Below are 16,662 nucleotides of genomic sequence, written 5' to 3'. Positions count from 1 at the left end.
TATATTCCTACAAATTTTTCTTGTAAATCATTCTATCATATTGCATCCCAGACATGCTTCCATATCAAGCGGATCCACTTTTTCAACATGACGACGCAAATAGCTTCTGATTCTTTCCAACTGGTGCGTTGATGCCAGGACTATCTGATAAAGATTCCCTTCTTCGTTATTTGTCAAATCCGAATATGATTCCTCTTTAATGCAGTATATCGGGTATCCCATTTCTATTAATCCTTGTACATAATTAGCTCTTCCTGGAGCATCATTTATTTCAGTTAACACCCATTCCGGAATCAGAATCAAATCATAATCTTTCAATATGTCCTCTGGTTGTATGCCTTTCATTTTCAGTCCCTGCATAAAAGAGATTGATGAAGTATCTAAAAGAGCGATATGCTTTTTATCATCTATGTTTTCAATTTTTTCTATATCTATCATTCCCTCCTCCTTGTTATCAGAGCTATTTCAGCCATAATATTCTTTAAATAATCCTCATTATCTTCATGATAACGAAGCTCAGGATTTTCATCTCTTGTCCTCTTTATTTTTTCTTGTAAAGAAGACGTATTGACAACATAAGAAGGGCATACCAGACTGTCGTCCAATCCAAGCATTCTGAATCTGTTTGGTAAATCATCAAATTGAAGGTCAAATACTTCTTTGATTTTGCCACAAAGCTTTTCATTTTCACTTTGTATAGCATATTCATATAAAGATACCAACACTGCTTTATATGGTGCTTGAAATGTTGACATACAATGGAATATTTTTGAAACAAACTCTGCTTCCGGAAGTTCTGTAAAATACCTGTCAACACCATTTAACAGCATACATGCTGCAAAATACTCCGCTTTTCTCTCTTCTAGTGTATTATCAGTTTCAATAAAATGGTCAAATGATACTTTATCAAACATCAAATGATATATCTCATGCCACGCTGTAAAATATTGGTTTGCTCTGGGGAGTGCAGTATTTATAACAGGAATAATCTTTTCGTCCTTAACAAATATAGCTCCACTCCAATATTTATCTTCTATAGGCATCTGAATCAAACCAAATCCCTGTAAAATTAGTAGTGCAAGTTGGGGAGCTGATGCAACTTTCATTATAGATGGATTTGTCTGGAGTCTAATTGCCTGTGCTAGAACTTCCTCTTTAATCTCATGATTCTTTTCTATAACAAGCTCCAAATTTTGGGCAGTAATTAATTCACTCATCTAATCCACATCTCCATTTCATTTCGATTGACACAAAACTGCTATTCGGTAAATTATAGGTACCTTTAATAATAAATCGCACACAAATCAATTACATCAAGAAGTAAATTATACTGCTTCTTTGCTGTATCGTTCATTTCATGATCCATCGGTGCGTTCTGTGAATACACCGTTGCTGTAGAGAGCTTTGAGGGAGCTGAATGATACAACATCAAGTCTTCTACCGTCATATTGAGTAATTTCAGTATTTTCTGCAGATGGCGATCAAAAGAACTCTTGCTGTCTATACTGCCATTCAGCAACTTATCAAGAGTTGGTCGTGAAATATCTGCCTTTGTCGCAAAGGATACTTTTGTATACCCCATATCTCTAATACAATCTTTTAACTTCGAAGCCACCAGACTTCTCTGTTCAAATAATTCATCAAACTTCATTGTGATGACCTCCTTTTCTCTTTTCTACCCTAATTATATTCAAATAAAGAGTATTTATCAATAATATTGTAAAATATTTTTTTACATTTTAACACTATTTTTCTCTTCTATTTGTTTGCAAAAAAGCCATAAGATTTCTCTTTTCAAAATCTTACAGCTTTTCTATCATGTTGCGTCCCAAATATCATCTATATTTACATGTAATACCTGCACAAAATCCCATGGGTTATTTTCGGGTTATTTTCTAACCGCCTATGCCCTCCAGATCTTGATTTTACTGGCTTTTTGACGAAGCTTTCAAAGAGTGCCGTGGCAGATGAAAAGTACTCGTATCATAATATTTTCTCCTCTTAAAATGCTAAGAGATGCCGAGTTTTGGGGCATTTTGCCCTGTCCGGCAAGAGCATTTATTTTCATCGTTTAGACTACACTTTTTGCATAATACTGCAAAACGGAGTAAATCACTTCCGTGTGTAGTAGTCAAATCGTAGTCAGTTTAGGGGGTGCAGACTACTATCAGCATCCTCTTTATCATTATACTTATAAAAGCTAAATTAAGATACCAGTTGTGTAAAAAAGTGTTCTTTCACAATAATCATAATACTGTGTATTTTATATTTTGTATATAGGTGTTTCAATGAGTTCTAAGTATTCTTGTAATTTAATTTTTAATTTCTCCACTGCTATCTTCCGAGTCTTTTTTTCTTTACTTAATTCATTAATATCAATCGCTTCCAATATACTTTTTATATTTGGAATATCCATTTTAAAAAAATCATTAAGATTCGAAAAACTATATACTCTCCTAATTCCATCTATAAAATTGCATATTTCTACAACTTTTGCATTTTTCAATTCTTTTTCTGCATCGTCCAATCCCACATGAGTATATACATTCAAAGTTACACCTGTGTTCTCCGGCTGTCATAGCAAACTCATATTCTTTAAAATTTACCGTACCGGAAAGCGTAACCTTTTCTACTCCATCAATCAGAACGTGCAGCTTGTCATAGCCCTGCTCACTGAATACTGCACAGTTTAAATTCAGTAACCCTTCTTCCTCATACATGACCTTGATCGTTGTCTCTGAGGTCGCACTGTTTCCGATCTCTCCACTTCGGAATGTATTTTTTTTATTATATTTCCACGTATCTGCTGTATAAAAAGGAACTGCACCATCCGTAACAGTGAATACTTCCGGTGCTTCCTCTTTCCAGTTTTCATCTTCAAAAGTAATCGTACAGATATTATCTTCCCGCTTTACACTCATTTCACCACCATGGAGGACTCAAAATTTGCAGCAGTTGCAGACTGATTGGCCTGTTCCTCCAGTCTCTTTAAGTCCTGCTCAGTCTCAATAATCTCTCTTTGAAGCGCATCATACTGTGACTGCGAAATCTCTCTATTTGCGAGGGCTGTATTTGCCTGTTCTGCGGCTGCCTTTAAAGTAGTAAGTTTCTCTTTCGTTCCCTCCACTGCTTCTCCAAGGAGCTTGTGTTTTTGTGCCAAAAGCTCTGTATTTCCCGGATCTAGCTTTAAAAGTTTGTCCACATCCTTCAGTTGCTGCTGTGTAGACTTAATCTGTCCGTTCACACCCTTCAGGGCATTTTGTAATTTAGTTGTATCTCCGCCAATCTCTACAGTAATACCCTGAATACGACCTGCCATAAACTCTCACCTCCTTAAAAACGGATACAAAAAAAGGAGCCTCTTGAGCTCCAAACAAATGAAAAACACCTGCCATTTCTGACAGATGTTCTATGTAACATTATAAAATTTTCAAACTAACAAATGATCATTTACAACCGTATATATCTTAAAATACTATTTACCATATGGCTTTTCACAATCAATCTCTTTTTTTATTATGAATCAGATTTCTGTACTCCCACCTCAAACTCGCATTGTGAATGTCCTGCATTACACTGATATGTTATGGAATAGCCGTTGCTTTCTTCAAAACTCACAGCACACACTCCTGTTTTCATCGGTACTTTTTCCCCACTTAATGAAGTAAGCATCTTCCAATTATAATTTGGATTTGTATGCCAATCAGTGGGAACTTTAGGATTGTACTTATCAGTAAACATATAATCTGTTTGTATCTCATTATAATAAGATTTCACATTCGCCCAATCCGTTGCTACTTTCGCCTTGTGTATTTTCGATGTATACCCTGGAGCTAAAATTGCAATCAATACACCAATAATAGAAATCACAACTACCAATTCTACAAGTGTGAATCCATTATTATTTCTTTCCATGTTTTACGACAACCTTTCTTGAATTTTTAATCACAATAGACTTTCTATTTCGTGATATTATACGAAAAAATCCTTCATTTGTTGATACTATAACATGATAATTTTTAACTCTCTGCTAAAGTTATTCCTAAAAAGGCACCTGACTTTTTTGCCAGGTGCCACTATATAGTATAACCTTTACTCTTTTGTACCCATCAAAGCACCGTACTCATACATTTTCATAGACATATACCTTGTAAAATCTTCCATGAAATTGATGATATGCTCAAGATCTATATCTTCATCTACCTGAAGTTTTTCACAAATCTTTTTCTTTCGTTTTGCTATTTCTTCATAAAGCCTACTGCAAAAACTTCCTTCACAAAATTCATCTGGAATCACTACGCCATGGTGGTCTGCTTCTTCCCTGTGTTCATACTGATAAGCAACGGCATACTGGACTGCAATCTTGGCATTCGGACTTTGTTCAAACTCCTGCTGATCTTCCACCCGGGCGATATCCATACACACGTTCCTTTGCCACATAACCGATCATACCATTTCCGGCAAACAACTCATTCAACTGTTTAAAAGATCTGGCTCCACGATCACCAATATTGTAGTATTTGTAATCGCCAAAGGAAATCGCATCCTTCGGAGCATACGCAGAAGTATGTACTTCATAGCCAAGCACACGATCCGGCTCCCCAGACTGATAAGACGGCTGCCAGATATCTCTGGTACGAAATAATCCCTGTAAAAAACTCATTGCTGTAAATCCCTCCTCAAAATCTGCATGAAAAAAGCACCTGCCATTTCTGGTAGATGCCTGTGTTACTATTTTGTTGCTGTATAAAATTCAAAATACTTTTTTACTGCACTCCTTAACGAAGCCATTGCATTATATAAATCTGCCCCCTGTTTAAAGAACAGCCCTTTTGGTGCTTCCTTTCCCACATTTTTATCATCTTTTGTGTATTCTAACAGAGCAAGAATGCTCTCACCTCGATCCTGTTCATATTCGATATCCAGATCAACAGCAAGTCCTTTTTCTATCCGATTACATCGCGACAAGGCATCATCAATCGGTCTCTTTGACATTGGTTCTACACCATGTTTTCCATATGTCTCCAGCCACAATTTAAACGCTTTTTTTCTCATATCATACCTCCTATGTACTTGATACGGGCAGTATAACATAAAAAAGCGTGGATGTATTTAGCAATGAAAAATTGCCAGCCATGTATAGCCGTACACGATCATAGACAGCTTCATCAGTTCTTTAGTTGGTGGACTCATGCTTGCAAATCCCTGTCCCATTGGTACAACGGTAAATCCCATACCCTCAAGATTCTGTACCATCTGAATGGCTCCCCATCGGTCGAAAGCAATCTCCCGAATGTTATATTTCTCTCCCAAGGCTTCTATGAATTTTTCGATAAATCCATAATGCACCACGTTTCCTTCCGTAGTCTGAATGTATCCCTGCCGTTCCCAAACATCATAGGGAACATGATCCCGGTTTACTCGAAGCGGCAGGGTTTCTTCCGGAAGCCAGTAATATGGCAAAATATAATATGGCTCGCTTTCATCTTCCGGTGGAAACACCAGACAAAAGCAGGTAAGGTCTGTGGTACTGGAAAGGTCAAGTCCACCATAACATACTCGTCCTTTCAGTTCTTCCGGATCAACAGGGAATGCACAGGCATCCCACTTCTCCATCGGCATCCAACGAACTGCCTGTTTCACCCACTGGTTTAAACGGAGCTGCCGGAAGGAGTTCTCTTCTCCGGGATTCTGCCTTGCTGATTCGCAGGCTGCTTTGACCTTATCCATGCCGATCGTCTCCCCCAAAGATGGGTTTGCCTTCTTCCAGACCTTTGGATCAGTCCAGTCCTCATCCATCTCAGCTCCATAAATCACTGGATAAAAAGTACTGTCTTTTTTCCTTCCTTCCAAAATATCCACTGCCTTCTGGTGTGTTTCATAGCAGATAGAATTGGTATCGGTTCCGGCAGTCGTGATCAGGAAATACAAAGGCTGCATACGGGCATCGCCGGAACCCTTCGTCATAACGTCAAAGAGCTTTCGGTTTAGCTGTGTATGCCTTATTCTTATTTGACCTGTAAAGCCTGGTCTATGAGTTTTTCAAGTGTCTTTGCTTGATTTTTTTCAGTGATTGCACCAACGATTGGCTCGCCTACAATGTTGCCGTTCTTGTCGACAACATATGTTGTTGGGTAAGAGAAGATACCTGATGTAAACTTGCCTGCATCGCTGTTTGAATCAAACCAGATGTTCTTGTAGGTTACACCTTTCTTTGAAAGGATGTCTTTTGCTTCTGAAATTGCTGTCTTGTCACCGTCAAGTGTAAAAGTGTTGATGCCGACAACCTGACCGTCTTTTTCTGCAAGCTTTTTGTTGAGTGCTTCCAATTCGGAAAGTTCGCCGACACAAGGCTTGCAAGTGCTGAACCAGTAGTTAACAACTGTTACATTGCTGTTTGCGAAAAGTTCACTGCTCTTTACATCGTTGCCGTCAAGGTCCTTGCCGTCAAATGACGGAAAACTTGTTGCGTCACTGCTGTTTGAAACAACGCCGTTGCTGTCAGCCGGAACGCTGTCACCGTTTGAAGGTGCATTTGCACATTCAGGATATTTTTGCTCCAAGATTGTGAGCTTGCCCTCAATTTCCTTGATTTGTTCTGCACCGGCAACGAGTTTTTTGTATTCCTCATCTGTGAATTGGTCCTTTGCACTTTCGATTGTCTTGAGAAGAAAGTCGCCGTAATTTGTGCCGTCCTCAATCATTGTGGTTTCCTTGTTTGAAGCCATAAATACTTTTTCCCAAAGGGCTTTGTCTGTTGACAAAATTTCGTTTTCTTTTTTCATAAACTGATTGTAGAGCTTTGAAGCTTCATCAGCATCACTTGGCTCTGTTGCCATCAAGGTTGAAATGCTTGAATCTGTTGATTGTTTTTCGTCTTTGTTGTCCTTTGATGTTGAGCAAGCAATAAGGCTGATTGCCAACACAGGAACTAATAATACTACTGTTAAGATTTTTGAGAGTTTTGAAAACTTCATAATTATTCCTCCGTTATAATTCCTCTTTTGTTTCTTTTTTGTTTGTTTTGTTTTCGATTTTTGCGTTTTCGTCTACTGTTTTTCCAAGCATGCCAAAGCCGTATTGAAAGCTGACTGCGTCGGTAGGACAGGCACTTATGCACTTTCCGCATCGGATACATTCGGTGCTGTTAGGCGTTTTTGTAACATCAACATCCATTTTGCACACCTTTGCACATTTTCCGCACGAAACGCATTTGTGCTCGTCTACCTTCATCCCAAACAGCGAAACCTTGTTGAACAGTGCGTAGAATGCACCGAGTGGGCAAATCCATTTGCAGAACGGTCTGTAAAACAGCACGCTCAAAACGACTACCGAAATCAGCACAACAAGTTTCCACGAAAACAGTTTTCCTAATGCCAAACGGATACCTTCGTTGACTGCCGAAAGTGGCAACGCACCCTCAAGCACACCTTGCGGACATATATATTTGCAGAAATATGGGTCGCCCATCCCCAAATCATTTACTATGAGCACCGGTAATAAAACAACTGCCAACAGCAGTACTGCATATTTGATATATGTCAGTGGCTTGAGTTTTTTTGTTGAAAACTTTTTGGTCGGGACTTTGTGCAACAAATCCTGTAACCAACCAAACGGACACAAAAATCCGCAGATAAAGCGTCCGAGCAGAACTCCCAACAAAATGAGAAATCCTGTTATATAATAGGAAAACTTATATTTTGACGAGCCGACTACTGCCTGAAACGAGCCGATTGGGCAAGCACCCGATGCAGCAGGACAGGAATAGCAGTTCAGACCCGGCACACAAACGGCTTTGCCATTGCCCTGATATATTTCGCCTTTGAAAAAGTTTGGCAGATGAATATTTGTCAGCAGAGTTGCTCCTGCCTGAATCCATCCTCAAAATTTGGCTAATTGGTTAGATGCCGAATGTTTTTTCTTATTATGGTTTTTATTCTTTGTTTTCTTTTTATCCAATTCCTACACACTCCAAACAAAGCCTGATTGCCTTGCTCAAAACGGTTTCAACTTCGCCACGCATCGCACCGAAGCCGAGCATAATAGCCCCCGAAATAAGCAGTACTGCCTGTGATAAAGCCTTTTTTGCTCTGGTCAATTCAATCACTCCTTTCATTTTCTGGCGTCATTGTAGCACATCGGATATAAAATTTTCGTTAAGAACAGAAATGCTTGAAGCGTCTTGCTTATAGCGTTGACTGTTGCTATGACGGAATAACCGCAATGCAAATGCTTGCTGACGATAACTTTGACCTCGTTGTGCTTGATTTGAATTTACCGGGTGCTGACGGCATGACTGTTTTGAGAACACTCAGAAAAAACGACCGTGACACAAAGGTGCTGATTTTGTCTGCCCGTAGTGAAGTGTCTGATAAGGTTGACGGTTTGGATGCAGGTGCAAACGATTATTTGGCAAAGCCGTTCTATTTGGAAGAACTTACTGCAAGGATTCGCAGTCTTACCCTCCGACAGTTATTTTCGAGTGCTTCGGCGATGAGAACTATGTTTTTCGCTGTCATGGAAAAGATTTCCGAGAGTGCTTTGAGCAATTTGAGAAAGCTACCATTTTTGACGGAATGACCATCTATGATGCGGAATCCGAAATAGAGAAGTTCTTTTTGGCATTTGCATATATATGTCTTGCATCAAAATAAAACTGATTATTTGTAAGAATAGCCTTTTTTGCATTCCTATAAAAATCCTTTGCAGAACGTCTTGTCTCCACTCCTGTTAAATGCAGAAAATGATCCACCGGAAAAGAAGCTTCAAAATATTCATCTCCATATACATACAGAAATGTTTTACCCGCCAAACTCTGGCTATATACAATTGCCGCCTCTATAATACCTTGTCGTATTGCGTTTTTCTTATCTACCTTTGTTGCCATTTATACCTTATACGCAAAGAAGAGTGTGGCATTTAACCACACTCTTCTGAGAATTACTTTTGTAAAAGAGTTTTCTGCTGGTTGTCAGCCTCGATATCCAGTTAAGACATCTAATGAGATGGAATTTTATCCTGCTCCATCTGCAGCCCAACTTTTAACGATGCTCTTACATCGAGAACATTTCTGTTCTTACTTTTATTATACTCAATCAATCAAAAAATCAACACGGTTCAGCAAATTCTAATTATTTCCAATATGACAAAATTGCTTCCTGTTATATTTATCTATTTCTTTATTTTCTCTATTATTCCGATCCGGTCTTCCAAAGGTATAAATAAGGTGCAAATTATTCGTCAATCATCAAAAAATTCTTTAAAACCAAGGCTTTCACGGCATCCCTTAAACACTGCCGTGGCATACGAAAAGTACTTTTATCATTGTTGACTTATACTCCTTTATGCTGACTTATGCGGATTTATGCCGATTTTACAAGCATTTCCGGATTTTTGTGTTTCTGGTGTAATTCTGCATAACTCCTCATATCTCTTCATATCTCTGTCGTCAATCATGTTAAATTGAAAACTCTTAACATTACACATTTTTAGCGACTTCCAGCCATTTTAAGAACTTCATCTTTAGCGTCGTCGTATTTGATATGAGTATATGTATTGAGTGTAACCCCGATATCAGAATGTCCCATCAGGTACTGCAGTGTTTTTGGATTCATGCCGGCACGCGCCTGATTGCTACAGTAGGTGTGTCGACATACATGAGACGTGATCTTTGGAAGCTGCGCTTTATAGATACTGTTATATTTTTCGACAGCGTGTTGAAAATACTTCTCCCAGTGCAATGCCACCAACGGCATTTTGTTTTTATCCAAAAACAGGAATCCCCTGTAGCCATCGATAACCGGCTCAACCTTGTATTTTTTACGCTGCTCCAAAATAATTTTGAAGCATTCATAAACTTCAGACGTCATCGGGATCTGCCTGGTTCCGGCATTAGTCTTGGGGCTTTCTATTCCGTATTTCATATCAGACCATCTCATAAGCTGATGGTCAATATTAATTTTGCCTTCCTTCATATTCAGATCTTTTACCGTCAATCCGCAAAATTCCGAAATACGCATGCCGGTATGGAACAGAATATAAAATGCCTCATAATACCTGCTGAAATGCTCATCTTCCTTTACAAAGTTTAAGAATTTCCGCATTTGGTCTACAGTGATTGCTTCTCTGGTTACGGAATCATTTACCAACACTACTGATACCTGAAACTCAAACGGATTTCTTAAAATGAGATCATCTTCAAGCGCCATCTGGAAAGCAGGTCTTAATACACCCCGGATGATATATGAATCGTACTGTAACTCTTCCCATCCTCCTGCTGCAATTTGATGAGAAATAGCTTTGCATCAGATACCTTCACTTTGCTAATTTCCATCTGTGCAAACTTCTCTTTCTTCAAGACATTTAACACTGTCTGGTGTCCTGCTTTTGTAGTCTTTTTTACACTTAAATCTTTGATTGCAAGATATCTTTCCACCAGTTCAAGAACTGTCATTTTTTCAGGATTAACGCCCTGTAAGTTTTGTAACTGCAGTTCTTTTTCTCTCTCGCGCAGTGCTACGCATTCCCTTTTTCCTGCCGGTAACCGGTCATTCTTTTCCAATTTCCAGGAATACAAATTTTTCTGTTTACCGCCGACGTAATAGAAATATCGATAACGTCCGTCCGACATTTGACTTTCGCCGTTTTGCAAAATCCTTCCTTTACTATCACGTCTTTTTGTGCTAACCTTTTTCATATACAAACTACCCTTTCATATAAAAAGGGCACCAGTAAAATTATAATATCATACTGGTGTCCTTTTGTCATCACGCTCTCAAATCGAATTTACTTCATTCAGCCATTCAGAAAATCTCTCACGTTTGAATAACAACTTGACACCGTTATATATCACAATACCGGTATCACGATTATCATCTGCAATCTGCTGCAGTTTTCTTTCGCCAATCCCAAAATACTGAGCAGCCTCTGAAAGGGTAAGTGCATATTTTTTCCAGAGCGGGACTTCATTCTTTGTAATCATATTAATACCTCCATTTTCTTCAAAATCTTTTTATCGGTATTAATATGTGATTTTTTATGAAAAACAGAAAAAAATCAGATAGTGTCTTGTAATCTCTCCATTTTTTTCGTATTTTATCTGTTTTTCTTCTGTTTTTAATCATTTGCCTAACAAATAATAATCCATTCTATTTTCAATTCTAAATTTTATGCTATACTGTTTATAGTTTAATTTGTTTGGAGGGATTTTGATGAATTATTGTATAGTGATGAAATATTCCGCAAAAGAAAATTGCTATATTGTGACCGTTCCAGATCTGCTAGGATGTATGGCGGATGGAAGGACGCCTAACGAGGCATTTGAAAATGTGAAAAATGTGATCAGTGAATGGATAGAAACGGCCAGGGCAGCAGGCAGGAAAATCCCAGAAACATCATTCGGGATAGAGAATTTTTAAGGGGCAGCAGTTTAACTACTCTGATTACATCGAACCTGGCATTCAAAATTGAAAGCTCATCACCATAAACTAATTAAAAGCAATTTTATATGTTGTCGCAAACGATATTTTACCCCTTACCATATTTAAAGTGGTCCCCTGCATATTCATCAAACCAGCGGATATATTGGGTTCCCACATCACGAGTCGGATTTTTTTGCCGATCCAGCATAACCCGGCCATATCGATAATGTTTAACAATTTCCGGGAAAGCAATACCTCCACAAATATCTGGCAAAGTCAATGCCAATGCCAGTGCAGACTGCCATCGTCCATCTACAATATTCAGTTCTACTTCTTCAATTCGGTTCAAAAATGTAAAACTGACATCTCCCTGCATTATTTATCCCTCCCTCATATTTACAACCGTCATGTACTATAGTCAGTATATTTTTATTTATGGCATATGTCAATTATTTAATTGACGCATCTTAAAAAAGCAAGTATACTATGTTCGTAAAGGAGATAACTGTTATGAACTTCGAAAATCATTTTCCACTATGGAGTGACTTAAATACAGCACAGAAAAAACTAATTTCAGACAATTTAATCACACAGGTTGTTAAAAAAGGAACGATCATTCACAACGGAAACCTGGACTGTACTGGATTATTACTGGTTAAATCTGGGCAGCTTCGAACCTACATACTTTCAGATGAAGGACGGGAGATTACACTTTACCGTCTGTTCGATATGGATATGTGTCTTTTATCCGCCTCATGTATCATGCGGTCCATCCAATTTGAAGTAACCATTGAAGCTGAAAAAGATACTGATCTTTGGATTATCCCTGCTGAAATCTATAAGGGCATCATGAAGGATTCTGCTCCTGTCGCAAACTATACCAATGAGTTAATGGCTACCCGTTTTTCTGATGTCATGTGGCTGATTGAACAAATCATGTGGAAGAGTTTGGATAAGCGTGTTGCTTCATTTCTTTTAGAAGAGACCTCTATCGAAGGAACAAATGAATTAAAGATCACTCACGAAACCATCGCCAACCATCTTGGTTCCCACAGGGAAGTTATCACTCGAATGCTCCGATACTTTCAAAGCGAAGGACTCGTCAAACTCTCCCGCGGTAAAATCACAATCCTTGATTCGAAAAGACTGGAAACACTACAAAGATCATAAAACTGTTTTTCTATAACATTTAAAGAATCCTCCATTTATCAGAATTATGAAAGTCGTTCTAATAAATGGGGGATCTTTTTATACTACGATTAAACTATAAAAAATTTGTTTATTTCTAATAATCCATACCGCATGCATATGCCCTTTCGATCAGCGTACGGTCATTAACCACTGCATCATAGAAGCGGAATCCACCGGAAAAGTTATATGTTTCATATCCATTTCCTTCCAGAATACGGCTGGCAATGTAACTGCGCAGACCACTTTGGCATATCAGATACACAGGCTTTCCTTTCTCAATTTCGTTAATTCGTTCCCTCAGTTCATCTACAGGAGTATTTTTGAATCCATTAATATGCCCCCTGCTAAATTCATCTACCGTTCTCACATCCAGCAACACAGCATTTTTATCTTTAGAAATCTTATCCATATCTTCCAGATGCCATTGTTTTAAGGTCCCTTTTGCTATATTGTCTATCATGAATCCGGCCATATTTACAGGATCCTTTGCAGAGGAATAAGGCGGTGCATATGCGAGATCCAAATCTTTCAACTGGGTTGCCTTCAGCCCTGCATGAATTGCTGTTGCCAGTACATCAATACGTTTATCAACTCCTTCATATCCAATAATCTGAGCACCAAGCAAGCGATAAGTCTCTTTTTCAAAAACCACCTTCATGGTCATCACTTTTCCACCGGGATAGTAACCGGCATGACTCATAGGAGAAAGAATTACTGTATCTACCTCTAATCCTGACTTTTTGGCATTGGTTTCATTGATACCTGTAGTGGCTGCTGTCATATCAAATACTTTGATAACAGAACTTCCCTGACTGCCCAGGTAACGACTATCACCACCACAAATGTTATCCGCGATGATCCTGCCCTGTTTATTAGCAGGTCCCGCCAAAGAGATTAACGCATCATTGCCAGTAACATAATGTTTTACCTGAACTGCATCACCTGCAGCATAAATATCCGGTACAGAGGTTTCCATTCTGTCATTCACTACAATACTTTCTTTGATGCCAAGTTCCAGACCGGCTTCTTTTGCTAATGCTGTGTCTGGTGTAACTCCGATTGCCAGCACCACCATATCAGCCTGAAGAGATGGATTATCTTTCAATAAGACCTCCACTCCATTGTCTTTTTCTTTAAATCCTTCTACTGTATAGCCCAATACCAGTTTTATTCCATGCTTTCTCATTTCATTATGGATCATGGATGCCATATCCGGATCAAAAGGATTCATCAGCTGCTTAGGCCGCTGGACAATCGTAACATCCATGCCAAGCTCCCTCAAATTTTCTGCCAGCTCTAAACCAATAAAACCGCCACCAGCCAATACAGCCGATTTTGGATGATTCTTATTTATATATTCCTTTATCCGAAAAGTATCTTCTACAGTACGAAGTGTAAAAAGTTTATCAATACCTACTCCAGGAAGTCTCGGCTGTGTTGGCTTTGCACCTGGAGAAAGGATAAGTTTATCGTAATTTTCTTCAAATATTTCACCGTTTTCTAAATTCTTCACTGAAACCGTTTTACGATCCGGATGTATGGAGATAACTTCATGATGAATTTTCATATTAATACGGAAGCGTTTAAAAAAACTCTCAGGTGTCTGTAGTGTAAGTTCTTCCGGATCTGTGATCACATCTCCAATATAATATGGAAGCCCACAATTCGCATAGGATATGTATCCGGATCTTTCAAACACAGTAATTTCTGCATGTTCATCCAGTCTTCGTATTCTTGCTGCGGCTGTAGCTCCTCCAGCTACACCGCCTACAATTATTACCTTCATCTTATTTTTCCACCTTTCCTGAATAAGCAGCAATGCCACCGATATTATTTACTTTAGAATATCCCATTCGTTGCAGTATCCCAGTTGCCTGGCGGCTTCGTGAACCGGAATAACAGTATACAAACAGTGGGATATCCTTATTCTTCGCTACAGAAGCAATATTGTCAAGTTGCTGCAACGGCACATTTTTACTTTCTGGTATATGTCCTTCCTGATATTCCTGCGGTGTACGTACATCCAGCAGAACTGCATCATCAGTCCTTTTATATTCTTCTATGCCTTGATTAATATTTGACTGTTTAAAGAGATCAAAAAATCCCATTAGCACACCTCCCTAAAGCATTTCTAAAATCGCATTCTTAGGTCTCGCCCCTGAAACCTGCTGTACAATCTTCCCATTCTTCATAACCACTAAAGTCGGAATGCTCATAATACTGAACTTATTTGCCAGTTCAGGCTCTTCACCTACATTAATCTTTCCAACTTTAATATCTCTACGCTCACTTGCAATCTCCTCTACAATAGGTACTACCATGCGGCAAGGTGCACACCAAGATGCCCAAAAATCTAAAAGAACGGGTTTATCGGAATTCAGTACTTCGTTCTGAAAATTATTTTTATTGATATTAATAGCAGACATTTTACAGTCCTCCTTATCTTTTTCTTTTTGTAAATTTATTATAGTCTTAATTTCATTTATTTTCCGTGATTACATCACCATACCTCATTAACTTAACTTCTTGCCATACCATCTACACTTAATATAACACCTGTAATGTAACTCGCCTCATCTGAAGCAAGAAACACAAACGCATTGGCAATATCTTCTGGCTGTCCAAGACGACGCAATGGAATTCTTTCAATCATAGGTTCGATAACTTCCTTTGGCACGGCCTTCATCATATCAGTTTCTGTAATCCCAGGTGCAACAGCATTAACACGAATACCTTTAGGTCCTAGTTCTCTTGCTAATGATACAGTCAATCCGTTTACTGCAAACTTCGATGCCGGATAAGCAAACCCACTTGGCTGTCCCGAAATACTCACCATGGAAGAAGTTGAGAGAATGACCCCCTTGCCTCTTGCCACCATACATTCTGCTGCTACACGAGTAGTATTAAATACTCCTTTTACATTTAGATCCATGACTTTATCGAAAGTCTCCTCTGTATAATCCATAAATGAGGTGTTTTCTGAAATCCCTGCATTATTTACCAGTATGTCGACACATCCATATTTTTCAGTTGCCTCTTTAAAAGCCTTTCTGACAGACTCCATGCTTGCCAGATTTGGACTAATTCCAGCAACTATTGCATTGGGATATTTTTCTTTTAATTTATCTACAGCAACATCTGCCGATTCCTGTGAACTTGCTGCCAACACAACTGTAGCGCCTTCCTTCAAGAATTTATCAGCTGTAGCAAATCCTATGCCACGGCTTCCACCCGTGATGATTGCAACTTTATCTTTTAATCTCATTTAGACTACCTCCTTACTTAGTTTCTAGCTACATTATAAGCAAAAGGTAGATTATTTTCTGTGATATCATCACAAAATATCGCAATAAAAAACCCTGTTGCTCACGCAACAGGGTTTTGATTTATCCATCCATATTTAACACAAGATTAGGCTTCTATTCAACTTCTGAAAACTGATCTTTTCCAACATTACATAATGGGCATTCAAAATCTTCCGGAACATCCTCCCACTTTGTTCCTGGTGCAATACCACCTTCAGGATAACCTTCCTCTTCATCATATTCCCATCCGCAAACGTCACATACATATTTCATTAGTTTGTTCCTCCTTATAAATATATTAATACACAGCATATATTACTGTTGTATTTGTGTTGTTCTGTAACCTTAATATGTATAAATGCTTTTAGCATTTCCATAATCCATGCAGGTTACAATATGCATATACTTCTTCTACCTGTTCACCATCGCAAAGACAAAAATCTGCTACCGGCTCCTGCCCTGGATTTAACTGTTTTCTGTATATTCCCTGGTTTGTATTTAATGTAATCCACTCAATGAAATGCGCTTCAAGCATTGGATGTTTTGTCTCTCCGACCACGACATGAACATGACTGCCTTCTACCGTATATACAGGTACATGCTTCTCGACAGCAGCATCTGTCACTCCGGCTTTTAATTCCTGCATAGGTTCTCCGCAACAAATTACAGGTACACCCTTATCCTTTACCTTTTCAACAATGTTTCCACAATGCTTACAAATATAATACCTTACTTCCATGCCTTTT

22 protein-coding genes and 4 pseudogenes are annotated in these 16,662 nt (G+C 38.6%); 3 read left to right on the top strand and 23 right to left on the bottom strand.

Annotated elements, in window-relative coordinates:
• Positions 1–27 precede the first annotated feature (27 nt).
• The 13 genes and pseudogenes from BQ7344_RS15145 to BQ7344_RS15085 all read right to left on the bottom strand — a co-directional run bounded on the left by BQ7344_RS15145 (position 28) and on the right by BQ7344_RS15085 (position 8,116).
• The gene (locus BQ7344_RS15145) at positions 28–438 is read right to left on the bottom strand and encodes a hypothetical protein (RefSeq protein ID WP_200793054.1); all 411 of its coding nucleotides are present in this window, start codon (positions 436–438) and stop codon (positions 28–30) included.
• Positions 435–1,217 carry an ImmA/IrrE family metallo-endopeptidase gene (locus BQ7344_RS15140; protein ID WP_072523197.1) on the bottom strand — a complete coding sequence of 261 codons (783 nt, stop codon included), beginning with the start codon at positions 1,215–1,217 and terminating at the stop codon, positions 435–437. Before BQ7344_RS15140 ends, BQ7344_RS15145 begins: the two co-directional genes overlap by 4 nt.
• 65 nt (positions 1,218–1,282) lie before the next feature.
• The gene (locus BQ7344_RS15135; protein WP_072523196.1) at positions 1,283–1,651 is read right to left on the bottom strand and encodes a helix-turn-helix domain-containing protein; all 369 of its coding nucleotides are present in this window, start codon (positions 1,649–1,651) and stop codon (positions 1,283–1,285) included.
• A gap of 805 nt (positions 1,652–2,456) precedes the next feature.
• Positions 2,457–2,921, bottom strand: coding sequence for a hypothetical protein (locus BQ7344_RS15130; RefSeq protein ID WP_072523195.1), 465 nt, complete (start codon positions 2,919–2,921; stop codon positions 2,457–2,459).
• A 29-nt stretch (positions 2,922–2,950) separates the two neighbouring features.
• Positions 2,951–3,319: pseudogene (locus tag BQ7344_RS15125) on the bottom strand (phage tail tape measure protein); the annotation flags it as partial.
• A 197-nt stretch (positions 3,320–3,516) separates the two neighbouring features.
• Positions 3,517–3,915 carry a type II secretion system protein gene (locus BQ7344_RS15120; RefSeq protein ID WP_072523194.1) on the bottom strand — a complete coding sequence of 133 codons (399 nt, stop codon included), beginning with the start codon at positions 3,913–3,915 and terminating at the stop codon, positions 3,517–3,519.
• Positions 3,916–4,092: 177 nt separating this feature from the next.
• Positions 4,093–4,419, bottom strand: coding sequence for a hypothetical protein (locus BQ7344_RS15115; RefSeq protein WP_072523193.1), 327 nt, complete (start codon positions 4,417–4,419; stop codon positions 4,093–4,095).
• Positions 4,382–4,663: a phage major capsid protein gene (locus tag BQ7344_RS15110; protein WP_330392890.1), complete on the bottom strand. Its 282-nt coding sequence runs from the start codon at positions 4,661–4,663 to the stop codon at positions 4,382–4,384. The genes BQ7344_RS15115 and BQ7344_RS15110 overlap by 38 nt, the downstream gene beginning before the upstream one ends.
• Positions 4,664–4,731: 68 nt before the next feature.
• Positions 4,732–5,055: a hypothetical protein gene (locus BQ7344_RS15105; RefSeq protein ID WP_072523192.1), complete on the bottom strand. Its 324-nt coding sequence runs from the start codon at positions 5,053–5,055 to the stop codon at positions 4,732–4,734.
• Positions 5,056–5,154: 99 nt separating this feature from the next.
• A pseudogene (locus BQ7344_RS15100) lies at positions 5,155–6,000 on the bottom strand (terminase TerL endonuclease subunit); the annotation flags it as partial.
• Positions 6,001–6,008: 8 nt separating this feature from the next.
• Entirely contained in the window at positions 6,009–6,977 is a 969-nt protein-coding gene (locus BQ7344_RS15095) for a TlpA family protein disulfide reductase (RefSeq protein ID WP_072523191.1), read from the bottom strand.
• Positions 6,978–6,990: 13 nt separating this feature from the next.
• Positions 6,991–7,875: a 4Fe-4S binding protein gene (locus BQ7344_RS15090; RefSeq protein ID WP_083585563.1), complete on the bottom strand. Its 885-nt coding sequence runs from the start codon at positions 7,873–7,875 to the stop codon at positions 6,991–6,993.
• A 76-nt stretch (positions 7,876–7,951) separates the two neighbouring features.
• Entirely contained in the window at positions 7,952–8,116 is a 165-nt protein-coding gene (locus BQ7344_RS15085; protein ID WP_015541225.1) for a CD1871A family CXXC motif-containing protein, read from the bottom strand.
• 56 nt (positions 8,117–8,172) lie between these two features.
• Between BQ7344_RS15085 and BQ7344_RS15080 the strand changes: the two are divergent.
• Positions 8,173–8,472: pseudogene (locus tag BQ7344_RS15080) on the top strand (response regulator); the annotation flags it as partial.
• Between the two features lie 112 nt (positions 8,473–8,584).
• Here BQ7344_RS15080 and BQ7344_RS15075 read toward each other — a convergent pair.
• From BQ7344_RS15075 to BQ7344_RS15065, 3 genes and pseudogenes are all read right to left on the bottom strand, one after another.
• A complete protein-coding gene (locus BQ7344_RS15075; RefSeq protein ID WP_015541223.1) occupies positions 8,585–8,887 on the bottom strand; it encodes a PBECR4 domain-containing protein in 303 nt (100 codons plus the stop codon).
• 601 nt (positions 8,888–9,488) lie between these two features.
• Positions 9,489–10,696, bottom strand: a pseudogene (locus BQ7344_RS16895) (tyrosine-type recombinase/integrase).
• A gap of 78 nt (positions 10,697–10,774) precedes the next feature.
• Positions 10,775–10,981, bottom strand: a complete 207-nt coding sequence (locus BQ7344_RS15065) for an excisionase (protein ID WP_015541219.1) — start codon at positions 10,979–10,981, stop codon at positions 10,775–10,777.
• Between the two features lie 229 nt (positions 10,982–11,210).
• On the opposite strand from BQ7344_RS15065, the gene BQ7344_RS15060 reads away from it, so the two are divergent.
• Complete coding sequence (locus BQ7344_RS15060; protein WP_072523190.1) at positions 11,211–11,417, top strand: type II toxin-antitoxin system HicB family antitoxin; 207 nt, start codon at positions 11,211–11,213, stop codon at positions 11,415–11,417.
• A 109-nt stretch (positions 11,418–11,526) separates the two neighbouring features.
• Here BQ7344_RS15060 and BQ7344_RS15055 read toward each other — a convergent pair whose 3' ends face one another.
• Entirely contained in the window at positions 11,527–11,796 is a 270-nt protein-coding gene (locus tag BQ7344_RS15055) for a hypothetical protein (RefSeq protein WP_235816135.1), read from the bottom strand.
• A gap of 134 nt (positions 11,797–11,930) precedes the next feature.
• On the opposite strand from BQ7344_RS15055, the gene BQ7344_RS15050 reads away from it, so the two are divergent.
• Complete coding sequence (locus BQ7344_RS15050; protein WP_235816134.1) at positions 11,931–12,590, top strand: Crp/Fnr family transcriptional regulator; 660 nt, start codon at positions 11,931–11,933, stop codon at positions 12,588–12,590.
• A 115-nt stretch (positions 12,591–12,705) separates the two neighbouring features.
• Here BQ7344_RS15050 and BQ7344_RS15045 read toward each other — a convergent pair whose 3' ends face one another.
• From BQ7344_RS15045 to BQ7344_RS15020, 6 genes are all read right to left on the bottom strand, one after another.
• The gene (locus BQ7344_RS15045) at positions 12,706–14,397 is read right to left on the bottom strand and encodes an FAD-dependent oxidoreductase (protein ID WP_072523188.1); all 1,692 of its coding nucleotides are present in this window, start codon (positions 14,395–14,397) and stop codon (positions 12,706–12,708) included.
• Between the two features lies 1 nt (position 14,398).
• Positions 14,399–14,719 carry a rhodanese-like domain-containing protein gene (locus BQ7344_RS15040; protein ID WP_005421613.1) on the bottom strand — a complete coding sequence of 107 codons (321 nt, stop codon included), beginning with the start codon at positions 14,717–14,719 and terminating at the stop codon, positions 14,399–14,401.
• A gap of 12 nt (positions 14,720–14,731) precedes the next feature.
• Positions 14,732–15,037, bottom strand: a complete 306-nt coding sequence (gene trxA, locus BQ7344_RS15035) for a thioredoxin (protein ID WP_072523187.1) — start codon at positions 15,035–15,037, stop codon at positions 14,732–14,734.
• A 92-nt stretch (positions 15,038–15,129) separates the two neighbouring features.
• The gene (locus BQ7344_RS15030) at positions 15,130–15,876 is read right to left on the bottom strand and encodes an SDR family NAD(P)-dependent oxidoreductase (protein WP_072523186.1); all 747 of its coding nucleotides are present in this window, start codon (positions 15,874–15,876) and stop codon (positions 15,130–15,132) included.
• A 154-nt stretch (positions 15,877–16,030) separates the two neighbouring features.
• Complete coding sequence (locus BQ7344_RS15025; protein ID WP_005339874.1) at positions 16,031–16,189, bottom strand: rubredoxin; 159 nt, start codon at positions 16,187–16,189, stop codon at positions 16,031–16,033.
• A 91-nt stretch (positions 16,190–16,280) separates the two neighbouring features.
• Positions 16,281–16,655, bottom strand: a complete 375-nt coding sequence (locus BQ7344_RS15020) for a desulfoferrodoxin family protein (protein ID WP_015541216.1) — start codon at positions 16,653–16,655, stop codon at positions 16,281–16,283.
• Between the last annotated feature and the right edge of the window lie 7 nt (positions 16,656–16,662).

The sequence above is a fragment of the Blautia sp. Marseille-P3087 genome (assembly GCF_900120195.1).
Taxonomy (GTDB): Bacteria; Bacillota; Clostridia; order Lachnospirales; family Lachnospiraceae; genus Blautia_A.
This window is presented reverse-complemented; position numbering and strand designations above follow the sequence as displayed.